Here is a 14,258-nt window from a genome sequence, read left to right as displayed (position 1 = left end):
GGAGCGGCATGATGAGCGAAAGAAGATCGCGCGCCTCGCAGGAGGAGCGGGCGCCGGCGCCGGTGATCGTGCGCCGTTCGAAAAAAGCCGCCGACCATGGCGGCAATCACGGCGGCGCATGGAAGATCGCCTACGCCGATTTTGTCACCGCGATGATGGCGTTCTTCCTGCTGATGTGGCTGCTCGGCTCCACGTCGAAGTTTGACAAGCAGGGTATCGAGGATTATTTCAACACGCCGCTGTCGAGCCTGCTCGGTGGCAATGAAGGCACAGCCGCCGCGCGTCCGAGCGTGGTGCAAGGCGGCGGCCGCGACATCTCCGATACGACGCCTGCAGTCGGCAGGAAAAGCCAGGCCGAACCGACGCCGCCCTCCGCGGCCACGCCGTCGGTGACGCCGTCCGATGCGGCGCGTCTCGAGCAACTGAAGGCGAAGCTCACCGCCTTGATCGAGCAAAGCCCCACTTTGAAGGCGTTCAAAGATCAGATCCGCATCTCGATCACGAACGAAGGATTGCGTATCGAGATCGTCGATTCGCAGAACCGGCCGATGTTCCCTTCCGGCAGTTCGAAGCTTCAGCCGTATGCGGTGACGATCCTCACGCAGATCGGCGCAGCGCTGAACGACGTCGACAACCGCGTTTCGATCGCCGGCCATACCGATGCGGTGCCATACACCGCGGGCCCGGAAGGTTATTCGAACTGGGAGCTGTCGTCGGAACGCGCGAACGCCGCGCGCCGCGCGCTGGTCGCCGGCGGCATGCATGGCGAAAAGCTGCTGCAGGTGCGCGGACTGGCCGACGTATTGCCGCTGAACAACCATGTCGCCGACGAACCGACCAACCGGCGCATCAGCATTCTGGTGTTGAACAAGGCCGCGGAACTCGCCTTCTTTCACGACGGCGGACGCACCGCGATCGACGAAGCCACGCCGGCAAGTTCAGCCATCCCCGCAGTGGTCGCACGCTTGCAGCCCGTGACCGGTTCGCATAGCACGCCGTAGCATTTTCCGGCCGCGCGTCCGATAGATTTGGCGGGTGCGCTCGATAACGCACATTGATCAGCACCTGTGTGTATAAAATCGAACCCATGCGCCCCGCCCTTTCCGAGCAACGGGAGCCCGAACTTCCGCTGCATACGCCCAGTGTGTCGTCGGTGACACTCGCCGCGATCATCGCCCTCATTGCGTGGATTTCGATCGTCGCGCAAGCCGAGGTCACGATCGATCGCACGCTCGCCCGCGGGCTCACCGTGCTCGACGGCCTCGCCCGCATGAGCAGTTACCTCACCAATCTCACGGCGCTCGCCTGCGCGATCTGTTTTACCTGTGTGGCCTTGCGTAGGCACAGATCGGCGCCCGCGCGCTTTTTCCGGCAGCCTACCGTCGTCACCGCCGTGGTGGTGTACATGGCATTCGTGGGGATCGCCTACAACCTGCTGTTGCGCGGTTACTGGACGCCCACGGCATTGCGGATGCTGCTCAACGAATCGCTCCACAGCGTCTTGCCCATGCTCTCCGCGCTTTACTGGGTGCTGTTCGTGCCGCGCTTTCATCTCAAGCTGCGGCATTGTCTGTGGTGGCTGGTGTATCCGCTGACCTACCTCGGCGTGACATTCTGGCGCGGGCGTTTGTCCGATTTCTACCCTTATCCGTTCATCAATGTCGACAGGCTCGGGTTCACGCACGCGGCGGTGAATTCGGCGCTGCTGTTCGGCGGCTTCCTGATGCTGATGGCCATCTTCGTGGGGATCAATTCCCGGCGGCGCCACTGAGCGCCCGTCCGGCGCCGCCTGTTTGCCTTTTTCGCTCGGGCGCGCTTCTTGCGCCCTGTCTGGTGAACGTAAGTCGCGCTTTCCGGCGCGGCGTACGTGAGACCTTGGTGTGACAGCGTTGCGATCGCAATGGCTCACACGTAAATTTGACAATGGGAGCAAAACCGTATGGACACCAATTCGGCAGCCAATTCAGCGGAAGGCACGGTCAAGGAAGTCGCGGGCAAGGTACAGGGCGCCGTCGGCGACGTGCTGGGCGATACCGGCACGCAACTGGCCGGCAAGGCGAAAGAGCTCAGCGGCAAAGCCCAGCAACTGGCCGCGAGCACGACGAGTCTCGTGCGTGAGACCACGGCGGAAAGCCCGTTTACCGCGATCGCGGTGGTGGCGCTCGCCGGTTTTGTGGCCGGCGCGCTGTGGGCGCACGGTGCGGCGGGACGCGACTATCGCCGTTGATTTTTGACGGGGTTGACCCACCGGGCGATCTGCTTCAGGCGATCGCCCGTCTCATGTTCGTACACCGCCGTTTGTACAGCGCCGGTTTTGCACGGTTTTACGCGTCGCCTTTCTTGCGGCGCCCCGCGTCCATCTCCAATTCGACCCACGTAGGCGCATGATCGCTCGCGTGCGGCTCGCCCCGCACCCAGCGGTCGACGCCCGCATCGCGCATGCGCGGCGCGAGGTCGGCGCTCAGCAGCAGATGGTCGATGCGCAAGCCTGAGTTCGTGTCCCAATGCCGGCGGAAATAGTCCCAGAAGGTGTAGACCCGCTCGTCGCCGAAATGCGTTCGCAGCGCGTCGGTCCAGCCTTGCGCGAGCAGCCGCTGGTAACGCTCGCGGCTCTCAGGTTGCAGCAGCGCGTCCTTCAGCCAGGAGCGCGGGTTGTAGATGTCTTCGTCGGTGGGCACCACGTTGAAGTCGCCAGCCAGCACGACCGGATGAGCGCTTTTGTACAGCTTCGCCGCGTGCCTGATGAAATGGTCGAACCACGCCAGCTTATAGTCGAACTTGGGGCCCGGTTGCGGATTGCCGTTCGGTAGGTAGAGGCACGCCACCAGCACGCCGCCCACTGCGGCTTCGAGATAGCGGCTGTGCGTGTCGTCCTCGAAACCGGGCAGGCCACGGCGGCTCTCCAGCGGCGCTTCGCCTTTCGACAGAATCGCCACGCCGTTCCATGCGCTTTGCCCTTGCCAGATCGCGCCGTAGCCCGCGTCGCGCAGTTGCTCCACGGGAAACGCGCTGTCCACCGCTTTGAGTTCCTGCAAACAGACGATGTCGGGCGCCTCGCGCTCGAGCCACTGCAGAAGCGCCGGCAGGCGCGAGCGGATCCCGTTGATGTTGAAGGTCGCGATTCGAAGCCTGGCCACGGCATGTCCTCCCTGCAATGCGTGCTATTGCGCCGCTGCGTCGCACCACTCGATCGCCCATGACCTCGCGCATGAAATGGCATCCGCCTGGTCCGAAAAGGCGTCGATGTCGCCGGAATCGTGCGACTGGACGTGCTCGTTTTTGCGCGGCGCGCGAGTGATCTTCGCTCTCGCGTAGTAGAGGCCGTCGTCGTCATGGCGGGCGCGGCAATCGATATGAAAATGCCGGTAGTCGAACTGCATTCGCTCTCCTTTGAACGCGCTTCACTGCATCTGCCGTAGCATCGCTTATACCCGGGCAGTTGTCTTCACAGCACGACGGCAATCGCACGCGCCGACCTCGCGCGCGTGATTGCCGTCGTTGTGAGGCCGCGCGTGCAGTCGGCGCGAGTCAGTTCGGCACGTTCACGGCGCCGTTGGTCACGGTGATCGCATTGATGCCCGGACTCGCCGCGATCGCCGGCAGATTGGCCGTGGTCAGCGCGGGGGCGGCGCCGGCCGTGCCGCCACGGGGCACCGTGTGAATCACCTGCGACGGCGGCAGCGGCGTACCGCTCTTCAGATGACTCCACATCAGATTGAGCGCCTGAAGATTGTAGTAATGCAGCGGCACGAAGCGCGAGTCGAACCCCGCCACGCCGAGGAACGCATCGAAATGCTGGGCGTTCGTCACTTCGTAGAACGAGAGCTTGCTCGCCCCGCCTTCGCTCAATTGATTCAGGCCGAGATACGGCCGCGACGCATGGTTGATCGGCACCAACGCATCCGCGCGGCCCTGCACGATGATGGCAGGCTTGCCATGCAGATTCGCGTTCACGCGAATGGCCTCGACGCTGTTGGCCAGCGTGCCGTTCGTCCACAGCGTACGCAGGCAGGAGGCGCCCGAGTAACTGCCGTCGGGGGTCGCCAGCCGGTGGTCCGCCGCTCCGCCGCCCGAGTTGAAGACGAGGTTGATGCCGTTGGTCGGCGGCACCCCGTTGCCATTGCCGAACACCGTCAGCATCGGTGACACGGCCGGTGTCACGCCGGCTGTTCCCGTCGCGCTCGTCGTGCCGAAGCTGAAGTCGCAAAGGTTGGCGGTGACACTCGCTTTCGCGTACGCATTTGCGTAAGTCACTGCAACAGCCGGCACCGCTTGCGAGTCCCACATCGGCGCTTGCAGCAGATCGGAGTCGGTCTGATAGCCGTTTTGATGCAGCAGCGCCAGCGCGTTGATCGCCTGGGTCGTCACGTCCCCACCCGCGATCACGCCGGCGCTAGCGAGAGACGCGCATCGTGCGGTACGAATCGCCGTGGTCGTGGCGAGCGGCAGTGCCGTCAGATACGGTGCGCCGGCCGCGGCGGGCGCGAGCGCCGCGCACGGTTGCAACTGGTTGGCGAGCGTCATGTAGTCGGCGAGCGGCTTGCCGAATGCACCGACGGGCACGCCGCCCTGAGCCACCGACACCTGCGCGGGCAAGCGCAAATTGATCTGCGGTTCGCCGACGACAACCGCGGTGATCCAACCAGTCGTGTCCTGTTCCGCCGCCGCGAGCGACGCGCCGCCGCCATTGCTCACCGAAGCCGCAATCGTCGTGATGCTGCCGCCCGCGTAACGCACGGTACGGGTCGAACCGTTGAGCGCACCATACGAATCGTTGAGCGCCCAGTACGCGAACTGGATCGCCTCCAACGTATCGTTGCCCCAATCCTTCTCGGGATTCTGCTGCGAGTGCGCATGCTTGAACGCGTAGCGATTCGGAAACTGGCTGTTGAAAGTTGCGAGATCGGTGTTGCCCAGGTTGGCCGTGAAGAGGCTGGCCTTGCCCGCGGCGGTGGCATCCTGCAAGGTGCCGTCGATCAATGTGACCCGATTGGACGACAGTTCGTGCGCACCGTTGCCACTGCCTTTGTCGGTGTACGCCACCGCGCAACCTCGCTTGAGCCCCCACTCGCCGGCGGCGGAAATCGCGCCGTACACGCCGCGCGAACCGGATGACGTCGCCGTGACTATGCACGGCTGATCAGGATTAAAGCTCGCTGGAATCTGCACCAGCATGGTGACGTTCTGCGTGCCGCTGCCGTCGTCGGCGTAAGCGAGATATTCCTTGCCGGCGATCTTGCCTTCGCCGAGCGTGTCGTTGCCGTTCAGATCGACATTCGGCCCCCAGAAGCGTCCGTAGCCGCCGTTCGCCGTCATGTCGACGAGCGCGCGATAGTTCGACCAGATGGCGAGGCGGCGGAGTTCGGCGGCGGTAGGTTGCGCAGCGTTGGCAATGGCCGGCGCCGCAGCCGATCCGAGGCCGGTTTTGCCGAGGCCCGCGGTAAGCAGGTCATCGGTATTGCCGTCGTAGGATTGGCTCTTGACCGATGCTGCGGTGATAAAGCTGGGCAGCGTATTGGCTTGCGGTGGCGGGTTGCTTTCGCTACCGCCGCTGTGGCATGCAGTCAGCACGACTGCCACCGCCAACATGATCGCCAGGGTTCGCACCACCGGGACCGGCCGTTGCGTGGGCTCGACTCTGAGATTGGACTTCACGTTTTTCGTCTCCGATATTTGCTAATACCGTTGTGAATGCAACGGCACCGAAATTGCCGCGTACTGTCCAATGGATCGCGACGCTTCGGATACCGACGCATCGCTAGCCTGCATTGACCTTTCAATGGAGTCAATAGACGTCATGTCTTCGCATAACGAAAGTCAGGATCCGGGCGACGTCCAAGCCGCCATCCCAACACAACCTTCACGCCGCCGCTTTCTTCAATCTGCTGCCGCTGCCGCCACAGTCGGCGCTGCGCCGCATCTGCGCGCGCAGACCCAAACCCCGACCGCGCCGCCGGCTCAGGTTCAGCAAGTGGTGCCGCCGCGTCCGGTCACGCTGACCGTGAATGGCCGCGCGTACACGCTGCAACTCGAGCCGCGCGTGACCTTGCTCGATGCATTAAGGGAATACGCGGGCCTGATGGGCACGAAGAAGGGCTGCGATCGCGGACAGTGCGGTGCATGCACGGTGCTCGCCGATGGACGCCGTATCAACTCCTGCCTGACGCTCGCCGTGATGCATGAAGGCGAGAACATCACGACGGTCGAAGGGCTTGCCGCCAACGGCGTATTGAGTCCGATACAGCGCGCCTTCATCGAACACGATGCCTTTCAATGCGGTTACTGTACGCCCGGGCAGTTGTGTTCCGCGACCGCCCTTCTGAACGAATTCCGCAACGGCACCGCCAGCACCGTCACGGCCGATGTCCGCAGCCGCCCCGCCCAACTCTCCGACGACGAAATCCGCGAACGCATGAGCGGCAACATTTGCCGCTGCGGTGCCTACGCGAATATCGTGGCCGCCGTACGCGCGGTGCACGAAGGTGGCGGCCAGAACAGCGGCACCAACACCCCCAACGCCTGACGGAGCGACAGCATGGATGCGATCTCATACGAACGCGCCGGCGATATCGCCGGCGCAGTGCGGGCAGCGCAGCAGCCGGGGGCGGTGTTCATCGGCGGCGGCACGAATCTGCTCGATCTGATGAAGGGCGGCGTAGCGCGGCCGATGCGGCTGATCGATATCACGCATATCGGCGGACTCGATACGGTCACCACACTGCCGGACGGCGGCATCCGGCTCGGCGCGCTGGTGCGCAATAGCGATGCCGCCAACCACGCGCTGGTGCGCGAGCAATACCCGTTGCTCTCGCAAGCATTTCTGGCGGGCGCGTCGTCGCAATTGCGCAATATGGCGACCGTCGGCGGCAATCTGCTGCAACGCACGCGTTGCGGCTACTTCTACGACACGGCCTTCACGCAGTGCAACAAGCGCGTGCCGGGCAGCGGCTGCGCGGCGCTCGACGGCGACAATCGCACCCATGCGATTCTCGGCGCGAGTCCGCAATGCATCGCGGTGAATCCGTCGGATATGAGCGTGGCGCTTGCCGCGCTCGATGCCGTGGTGCGCGTGAGCGGCCCGGCCGGCGAGCGAACCATTGCGTTCACCGACTTTCACCGGCTTCCCGGCGACCGGCCCGATGTCGACACCACGTTGCAGCCGGGCGAGCTGATTACCGCCGTCGACCTGCCGCCGCCGCTCTTCAACGCGAACTCGCATTATCTGAAAGTGCGTGACCGCGCCAGTTACGCATTCGCGCTGATCTCGGTCGCCGCCGCCTTGCAGATGGACGGCGTTCGCGTGAAGACCGCGCGCATCGCGTTGGGCGGCGTCGCGCACAAACCGTGGCGCGCGAGTGTCGCGGAACAGATGCTCAACGGCCAGCCGCTCACGCAGGCAACGCTAAATAACGCCGCCTCGGCCGCATTACGCGAAGCGCGGCCGCAGCGCGAGAATCGCTTCAAGGTGGAGCTCGCGCAGCGTGCGATCGTGCGCGCCGTGAACCAGGCCGCCGGGCACGCGGGAGGTGTCGCATGAATCTCATCGGCCAACCCGTCGACCGGATCGACGGTCTGCTCAAAGTCACCGGCGAAGCGCGTTACGCCGCCGAATTTCCCGAAGCGCGTCTCGCGCATGCGGTGCTCGTCACCAGCACGATCGCGCGCGGCACCATTGCCTCGATCGATGCGAGCCGCGCGCAGTCACTGCCCGGCGTGCTGCTCGTGATGACGTATCAGAACGCGCCGCGTCTGCCCAACGGCGGCAAGGCTGCATTGGCGCCGCCCGCGGGACGCCGCCTTTCGCTGCTGCAGGACAATCAGATTCACTACAGCAACGAACCGGTCGCCGTGGTGGTGGCCGACACGCTTGAACACGCCACCGACGCCGCGCATCAATTGCGCATCACGTATCAGAGCGGCGCAGCGACGCTGGACTTCGCGCAGGCCAAGCCAAACGCGCACACGCCGGACAAGCCGCAAGGCCGGCAAACCGACACGCGACGCGGCAGCTTCGACGACGGCCTGCAAAGCGGTGCGGTACGCGTGGACGCGACGTACACCACGCCGATCGAACATCACAACCCGATGGAGCCGCACGCCACCATGGCGCGTTGGGACGGACCGCAACTCACGCTCTACGATTCGACGCAAGGCGTCAGCAGCGCGACGCAGGCAATCGCCAGAACGCTCGGCGTTTCGCCCGGCGATGTGCGCGTGATTTCGCCATTCGTGGGCGGCGGCTTCGGTTGCAAAGGCTCGTCGTGGTCGCATGTGTCCTTGTGCGCGATGGCGGCGAAACAGACCGGGCGCCCCGTGCGGCTCGTACTCGAACGGCCGCAGATGTTCGGGCCGGTCGGCGCGCGTCCGCGCACCGAACAGCATTTCGTGCTCGCCGCTCGCCACGACGGCACGCTGACCGCGATGCGCCACGACAGCATCTCGAACACCTCGGTGATCGAAGACTGGACGGAGACCTGCTGCATGGTCACGCGCATGCTGTACGCGGTGCCGAACCAGGTGACCACGCACCGCATCGTGCCGCTCAATCTCGGCACGCCGACCTTCATGCGCGCGCCGGGTGAGACGACCGGTTCGTTCGCGCTCGAATCGGCCATGGACGAACTCGCGGCGGCCTTGAAGATGGACCCGCTCGCGCTTCGCATCAAGAATTACGCCGAGGCCGATCCGCAGGAAAACAAGCCGTGGTCGGGCAAATCCTTGCGCGAGTGCTATCAGACCGGCGCGGAGAAATTCGGCTGGTCGCGCCGCTCGCCGGCGCCTCGCTCGATGCGCAACGGCAGCACGCTGATCGGCATGGGCATGGCGACCGCCACCTATCCGGCCAATCGCAGCGAAGCCAGCGCCGTTGCGCGGATCTTGCCGGACGGCACCGCGATGGTCGCCTCCGGTACGCAGGATATCGGCACCGGCACCTACACCGTGATGACCCAGGTGGCCGCCGACGCACTCGGCTTCGCGCCGGAGAACATCCACTTCGCGCTCGGCGATTCGTCGCTGCCCAGAGCGCCGGTGTCGGGCGGATCGCAGTCGGCCGCGAGCGTATCGCCGGCCGTGCGCGACGCGGCGAGCCAGGCGCGCAGCCGGTTGATCGCGCTCGCGCTTGCCGATCAGGCTTCGCCCGTGTACGGCATCGCGCTCGACGACATCACCGTGGAAAACGGCTGGGTGATGAGCCGCTCGCAACCGGGCAAGCGCGATCCGGCGGCGGCGATCATCGCGCGCTCAGGCGGCAAGCCGATCGAGGCGAGTGCGACCGTCAAGCCGGGCGACGAAAAGCAGAAGTACTCGTTCCACTCGTTCGGCGCGGTGTTCGCGGAGGTGCACGTCGATGCCGATCTCGGCACGATCCGCGTGGCACGCGTGGTCGGCGTGTACGACGTGGGCCGCGTTCTCAACCTGAAGACGGCGCGCAGCCAGTTGATGGGCGGCATCGTGTGGGGCATTGGGGCGGCGCTACAGGAAGAGACCTCGCTCGATACGCGCTATGGCCGCTTCACCAATGCAAATCTCGCCGAATATCACGTGCCTGTGAATGCCGATATCGGCTCGCTCGACATTACCTTTATCGACCGGCCGGATCCGTATATCAACTCGCTCGGGGTACGAGGAATCGGCGAGATCGGCATTACGGGCGTACCGGCGGCAATTGCGAACGCGGTGTATCACGCCACCGGCGTGCGCGTGCGCGATTTGCCCGTCACGCTCGATAAGGTCATGGGCGCGATGCAGGTTTGATGGGCGCGCTTTTGCGGTCGCGGCGTAAATCGGGGCGGTGAGCGCCGCGCATTGATATTCGCGCTTGCCTGTGGCCGCGTTGCATCGCACAATCGACCTCATTCCTTCTACCGGTGCCCGCCCATGGCCTACGCTTCGCTCGCCACTGGCGTGTTGCTCGCCGCCGGTTTCGGCTCGCGCTTCGACCCGGAAGGCCTCCACAGTAAACTGCTGGCACGCATGCCCGATGGCACGCTGGTGGCGCATGAAGCCGCGCATCGGCTGCTGCGGGTCGTGACGCAGGTGGTGGCCGTGGTGCGGCCAGGTTCGGACGCGCTCGCGCGGCTGCTCAACGACGCCGGCTGCGACGTCGTGTTCGCGGCGGACGCCGAGCGCGGCATGGGCGCAAGCCTCGCCGCCGGTGTCGGGGCAAGCGCGGAGGCCGAAGGCTGGATCGTCGCGCTTGCGGACATGCCGCGCATCGCCACTACCACGATCGAAGCCGTGGCGCGCGCCCTGGACGGCGGCGCTTCGCTGGTCGCGCCGTTTTACCAGGGACAGCGCGGGCATCCGGTCGGCTTCGGCATCGAGCATCGCGACGCGCTGCTGGCGCTCGACGGCGATATGGGCGCGAGATCCCTCTTCATGTCGCAGCAGGTGACGCGCCTTGATGTGGACGATGCGGGTATCTTGCGCGACGTCGATACGCCTGAGGACTTGCGCAAGCTGTAGTTGTCCGCTTGGTACAGCTGGGCGTTACCGGTAGACACACTATCGTCGGCGCAATCGGCCGCGACTGCTGACACGCTTGATCTGGACCGGCATTCAGGCGCATACTGTATATCCATACAGTATTTCAACCCACGCGGTTTAATGCGTTTAGTCACGCACAGCCGCGGCGCGTCCGCATGAAACGTATTTCTATCGAACCGTCTTTTGCCGCCTGGCGCCATGCGGCGCGGGAACTGTTACGGCAAGGCGTCGAACCGGAGCGAATCGAGTGGGTTGAACGCGATTCGTGTGATCCGGCCGGCTCGCATAACGGCAACGCAAGCGCTCAACAAGGTTCCGCCACCGCTCCGGCCGCCCCTACGCCCGCCATTCCTCGCGAACTGCTCGCCTGGCTGAAAACGGCGGCGTGCGTTTACGCGCCGGACCGCTGGTCCCTGCTCTATCGCATCCTGTGGCGTTGGACACACGGCGAACGCCACGTGCTCGATCCGCAAGACGCCGACGGCGCGCTGCTCGATCAGCGCATCCAGTCGGTCGACCACGAAACCGGCGATCTGGTGGCGCTCACCCTGTTCAGGCGACGCAATCCGTCCATGGGGCCGCCGGAATTCGTCGGTTGGTACGAGCCGCATCATGATTTGCTGGCGCAGGCCGCCGAGCGTTTTGCCGAGCGCATGGGCGATTCCACGTGGATGCTGGCGACGCCGCAGGGCGCTGCGTTCTGGAACGGCATGTTGCTGCAAATCAGCCGGCCGGCAACGGAAGAAAACGGACACGTCACGCACGCTTTGCCGGTCGGCCAGTTGAACGAGCCAGCCACGCCAGTATTACCACCGAGCCAGCCGAACGGCCCGACCACGCCGACATTGCCGCCCGCCGCCATGGCCGGCGAAGCCACGACCAGCGAACCCACCGAGGCGCTTTGGCTCGCCTACTACGCCAACGTATTCAATGGCGCGTCGGCGCCCATGCCACTGCGTTACTGGAGAACGCCGCCCGCTGGTCCGCCGCTGCCCGCGCAACTCGCGCGCAAGCGCAGCCGTCTCGGCGCGCAGAGCGGCACCGTCACCGTTCCGGAGATGCCGCCGCTCGAATATTCGGCGGTGACACCACCCTTGCGCGAGCCCACCGGCCCGCTAGCCACCTGCCGGCGCTGCGCGTTGTGGCGCAACGCAAAGCAGGCCGTCGCGGGCGCCGGCCCGGCTCACGCCGCGCTCATGGTGGTCGGCGAACAACCCGGCGAGCATGAGAACCAGCATGGCGTGCCCTTCATGGGCCCCGCCGGTCAACTGCTCGACACGGTGCTTGCGCGCGCCGGCCTCGATCGCGGGGCGCTCTTTCTGACCTATGCCGTCAAGCATTACAAATGGGAAACGCTGGAGCAGCAGCGCGTCCACCGAACGCCCGCGCGACGCGAGGTCGAGGCTTGCCAGTACTGGCTGGACCACGAACTCGCGCAGATCGCGCCGCGCGTGGTTGTGACACTCGGCGCGACGGCGCTGAAGGCGTTGACCGGCGCGCACGTCAATCTGTCGGAATATCTGGGGCAAACCATCGATCACGGCGGCCGGCTGATCGTGCCGACGTGGCATCCGTCTTATGCGCTGAAAATGGCCGACAGCCGGTTGCGCGAGGATATCGTCGCGGGCATGGTGACGGCGTTCAGTCACGCGGCGGCGTTGGCGGCGGAAGGGGTGTAGCTTTTTTACCGCTGGATTTGCGCTGCTCGCGCACGCGTCGGCTTCATTGATTGACTATCGAATGCCTCTGCTTATCCAAAATCATTGCAGGGCCGTTGCCACCTTGACCTGCTCGTTTTCGAACGCGGGCTGGAAGGCATCAAGGTCCTCGTCAGTCATGCCGACCGGTGCCGACTTCGCGACGCGTTTCCAGTCTCTGACCGCGTTGCGAACTTCATTGAGAATGCGTTTTGCCTCGTCGGCGGAGAGCCTGAAGTAAGGCGCTTCATTCATCACGGCCTCGATCGAGTCGACCGGCCCGTAGTCTTCATTGAGCCATAACTTCAACTCGGGGTCCTTATCCGGGAAAGGGTTGATGTCGAACGCCGGCGCGAGCCGCCACTGCCCATGCTCGACGTGCAGGAAACCGTGGTTCTGCACATGGTCGTCGACATTGGTAATCAGCAGATTGAACACGAGTCGCCGCCACAACTCCTCGAGGTCGCGCTTCGGGTCCACGCAACGCGCGATGACGCAATCAGCTATCTGGGTGTAGGCGTGCTCTTCCTGCCGTGACGCTTGCAGCATGGAGCCAGCCGAGAGGTACGGGATCCGGCCGCCGTTCGCGACACGATCAAAGCGGCGCACGAGCGCAACCGGGATGTCTTCCGACATGACAATGCGCGACTGCGCCACCGTAATGCCGGCGGCTGCGGCCAGATGAAGAGCGAGCACTTCCCCACGCGTGACGCTGCGGTCGTCGTTGACGCTGGGAAATTTGCCGATGGCCAGTTGCCCGTCCTCATCGAGAATCGTGCACTTGGGGCGCATACCGCCAAGCGACGTCCCGCGCCCGCGCAAATACTTCAGGTCGGCCGCGGTTTCCCTGTTCATCTCGACCGCGCGAGTGGCGCCGATCAAATGACCCAATTCGAGCAAGGGCGGCGTGCCACGCCCTCCGTCTTCAATGCTGCGCAAATAGTTGCCCGCTTCGTCCACGAATCGCAACGCACCGATCCGGCTCATATCGTCGACGCCCAGCAGGTAGTCCATCTCCGTGAGCCCGGCGCGCGGCACCTCCAATCCCTTCTCCTGCGCCGACTTGCGACGCCTTGCGTGGTCACGCGCGATCACCCGGCATCCCCATCCGTCGGGCTCGGTATCCGCAAATGCGAAGTGAAAAATCGAATCGTCTCTGCTGGGCGCCTTACGAAACTGCTGACCGTACACCAGCTGCAAATCGGGCGAAATCTCGAACCGGTCGGTGGATTGCAGCCACGCTTCGTGATAAGCAAAGCTTGAGTTTTCGCGTGCGCCGTCCTTGTTGAAAGTCAGGGCGCCAACGGGAAGCGCCGCTTGCCCAAGCGCCACCCGGACGATCTGCTGCGACACAGGCCGCTTCATAGCGCCCCCGATTCTGGCGTGACACGTTTATTGCGAACCCGCTGCGGCAGTTGCTGGTTCATTAAGGTCAGCCCGATGGTGTCGCCAGCGGAATCCATTAGTCCGTCGATTTTGTCCAGCTCACCCAGAACGAGAAACGCCTGCGCGATCGTGCCGATAGAGATACGTTCGTCGCCGTGTTCCATGCGACGCAGCGTAGCGACGGACGTCTGAATGCGCTCGGCCATTGACGCCTGGGTCAACCGGCGTCGACGGCGCGCCAGCGCAAGGTCGGCTCCGAGTTTCTTCAAGGCACGCACGACCGGCAGAGGGATCGGATCTCTTTTTCTTTTAACGCTCACATGTGAGCGCTTATGTGGCTTTGTGGTTTCCATATGAGCGGTAATTCAGGATACGGGTTTCCTATTGTCCGCGCCCATTGTTCCTGGGTCAAGGAAATCGACTTAATCGCTCACAGATGATCTTTTATCAACATATAGCGATCATATGTGAGCGATTAACAGGAACGGAAAGTCGTGCGGATGGCGGCACACGCGTAGCCAAAAGGGACATTCCGGGATTCACCCACCACCCGTCGAGCCCTCAGGCACGCGCCTTGCGGATCACAAACCCGCCGCGCAAGCCGCAACGATTCCGCCTAAGCTGATGTGACGCCGCATTTTCCCAAGCACCGGCGCGACATTTGAGCCTCTACCCGTTTCGTTCCCG

General features: G+C 64.3%; 13 protein-coding genes. 8 read left to right on the top strand and 5 right to left on the bottom strand.

The features are described 5' to 3' along the window. Positions 1-11: 11 nt before the first annotated feature. From motB to B0G71_RS35580, 3 genes are all read left to right on the top strand, one after another. Complete coding sequence (gene motB, locus B0G71_RS35590) at positions 12-1,001, top strand: flagellar motor protein MotB (protein WP_116147850.1); 990 nt, start codon at positions 12-14, stop codon at positions 999-1,001. An 86-nt stretch (positions 1,002-1,087) separates the two neighbouring features. Continuing rightward, positions 1,088-1,771 carry a Pr6Pr family membrane protein gene (locus B0G71_RS35585; protein ID WP_116147848.1) on the top strand — a complete coding sequence of 228 codons (684 nt, stop codon included), beginning with the start codon at positions 1,088-1,090 and terminating at the stop codon, positions 1,769-1,771. Positions 1,772-1,939: 168 nt separating this feature from the next. Then, positions 1,940-2,227, top strand: coding sequence for a CsbD family protein (locus B0G71_RS35580; protein WP_106282441.1), 288 nt, complete (start codon positions 1,940-1,942; stop codon positions 2,225-2,227). A gap of 97 nt (positions 2,228-2,324) precedes the next feature. Here the strand turns inward: B0G71_RS35580 and B0G71_RS35575 are convergent, their stop codons facing one another. The 3 genes from B0G71_RS35575 to B0G71_RS35565 all read right to left on the bottom strand — a co-directional run bounded on the left by B0G71_RS35575 (position 2,325) and on the right by B0G71_RS35565 (position 5,589). Beyond that, positions 2,325-3,137, bottom strand: coding sequence for an exodeoxyribonuclease III (locus tag B0G71_RS35575; RefSeq protein ID WP_116147840.1), 813 nt, complete (start codon positions 3,135-3,137; stop codon positions 2,325-2,327). Positions 3,138-3,161: 24 nt separating this feature from the next. Next, entirely contained in the window at positions 3,162-3,380 is a 219-nt protein-coding gene (locus B0G71_RS35570; protein ID WP_116122004.1) for a hypothetical protein, read from the bottom strand. 148 nt (positions 3,381-3,528) lie between these two features. Continuing rightward, positions 3,529-5,589 (bottom strand): D-(-)-3-hydroxybutyrate oligomer hydrolase, encoded by a 2,061-nt coding sequence (locus tag B0G71_RS35565; RefSeq protein WP_116149166.1) that lies wholly within the window; start codon positions 5,587-5,589, stop codon positions 3,529-3,531. A 208-nt stretch (positions 5,590-5,797) separates the two neighbouring features. Between B0G71_RS35565 and B0G71_RS35560 the strand changes: the two genes are divergently transcribed. The 5 genes from B0G71_RS35560 to B0G71_RS35540 all read left to right on the top strand — a co-directional run bounded on the left by B0G71_RS35560 (position 5,798) and on the right by B0G71_RS35540 (position 12,167). Then, positions 5,798-6,523 (top strand): 2Fe-2S iron-sulfur cluster-binding protein, encoded by a 726-nt coding sequence (locus B0G71_RS35560; RefSeq protein WP_116147838.1) that lies wholly within the window; start codon positions 5,798-5,800, stop codon positions 6,521-6,523. A gap of 12 nt (positions 6,524-6,535) precedes the next feature. Then, on the top strand, positions 6,536-7,537 hold the full coding sequence (locus B0G71_RS35555; RefSeq protein ID WP_116147836.1) for a xanthine dehydrogenase family protein subunit M: 1,002 nt from the start codon (positions 6,536-6,538) through the stop codon (positions 7,535-7,537). After that, positions 7,534-9,756: a xanthine dehydrogenase family protein molybdopterin-binding subunit gene (locus B0G71_RS35550; protein ID WP_116147830.1), complete on the top strand. Its 2,223-nt coding sequence runs from the start codon at positions 7,534-7,536 to the stop codon at positions 9,754-9,756. Before B0G71_RS35555 ends, B0G71_RS35550 begins: the two co-directional genes overlap by 4 nt. 123 nt (positions 9,757-9,879) lie before the next feature. Further along, on the top strand, positions 9,880-10,467 hold the full coding sequence (locus B0G71_RS35545) for an NTP transferase domain-containing protein (protein WP_116147828.1): 588 nt from the start codon (positions 9,880-9,882) through the stop codon (positions 10,465-10,467). A gap of 176 nt (positions 10,468-10,643) precedes the next feature. Further along, a complete protein-coding gene (locus B0G71_RS35540; protein ID WP_116147826.1) occupies positions 10,644-12,167 on the top strand; it encodes a UdgX family uracil-DNA binding protein in 1,524 nt (507 codons plus the stop codon). Between the two features lie 81 nt (positions 12,168-12,248). Here the strand turns inward: B0G71_RS35540 and B0G71_RS35535 are convergent, their stop codons facing one another. Next, positions 12,249-13,550, bottom strand: coding sequence for a type II toxin-antitoxin system HipA family toxin (locus tag B0G71_RS35535; protein ID WP_116147824.1), 1,302 nt, complete (start codon positions 13,548-13,550; stop codon positions 12,249-12,251). Continuing rightward, positions 13,547-13,924, bottom strand: a complete 378-nt coding sequence (locus B0G71_RS35530; protein WP_116147823.1) for a helix-turn-helix transcriptional regulator — start codon at positions 13,922-13,924, stop codon at positions 13,547-13,549. Before B0G71_RS35530 ends, B0G71_RS35535 begins: the two co-directional genes overlap by 4 nt. Positions 13,925-14,258 lie beyond the last annotated feature (334 nt).

The sequence above is a fragment of the Paraburkholderia sp. BL27I4N3 genome (genome assembly GCF_003386115.1).
In the GTDB taxonomy this organism is placed as follows: domain Bacteria; phylum Pseudomonadota; class Gammaproteobacteria; order Burkholderiales; family Burkholderiaceae; genus Paraburkholderia.
This window is presented reverse-complemented; position numbering and strand designations above follow the sequence as displayed.

What these genes read in the sequence shown, in the direction of transcription:
- motB (WP_116147850.1), top strand. Translation starts at nt 12, where the DNA reads ATGAGCGAAAGAAGATCGCGCGCCTCGCAGGAGGAGCGGGCGCCGGCG.
- B0G71_RS35585 (WP_116147848.1), top strand. Translation starts at nt 1,088, where the DNA reads ATGCGCCCCGCCCTTTCCGAGCAACGGGAGCCCGAACTTCCGCTGCAT.
- B0G71_RS35580 (WP_106282441.1), top strand. Translation starts at nt 1,940, where the DNA reads ATGGACACCAATTCGGCAGCCAATTCAGCGGAAGGCACGGTCAAGGAA.
- B0G71_RS35555 (WP_116147836.1), top strand. Translation starts at nt 6,536, where the DNA reads ATGGATGCGATCTCATACGAACGCGCCGGCGATATCGCCGGCGCAGTG.
- B0G71_RS35540 (WP_116147826.1), top strand. Translation starts at nt 10,644, where the DNA reads ATGAAACGTATTTCTATCGAACCGTCTTTTGCCGCCTGGCGCCATGCG.
- B0G71_RS35530 (WP_116147823.1), bottom strand. Translation starts at nt 13,924, where the DNA reads ATGGAAACCACAAAGCCACATAAGCGCTCACATGTGAGCGTTAAAAGA.
- B0G71_RS35535 (WP_116147824.1), bottom strand. Translation starts at nt 13,550, where the DNA reads ATGAAGCGGCCTGTGTCGCAGCAGATCGTCCGGGTGGCGCTTGGGCAA.
- B0G71_RS35565 (WP_116149166.1), bottom strand. Translation starts at nt 5,589, where the DNA reads ATGTTGGCGGTGGCAGTCGTGCTGACTGCATGCCACAGCGGCGGTAGC.
- B0G71_RS35545 (WP_116147828.1), top strand. Translation starts at nt 9,880, where the DNA reads ATGGCCTACGCTTCGCTCGCCACTGGCGTGTTGCTCGCCGCCGGTTTC.
- B0G71_RS35550 (WP_116147830.1), top strand. Translation starts at nt 7,534, where the DNA reads ATGAATCTCATCGGCCAACCCGTCGACCGGATCGACGGTCTGCTCAAA.
- B0G71_RS35570 (WP_116122004.1), bottom strand. Translation starts at nt 3,380, where the DNA reads ATGCAGTTCGACTACCGGCATTTTCATATCGATTGCCGCGCCCGCCAT.
- B0G71_RS35560 (WP_116147838.1), top strand. Translation starts at nt 5,798, where the DNA reads ATGTCTTCGCATAACGAAAGTCAGGATCCGGGCGACGTCCAAGCCGCC.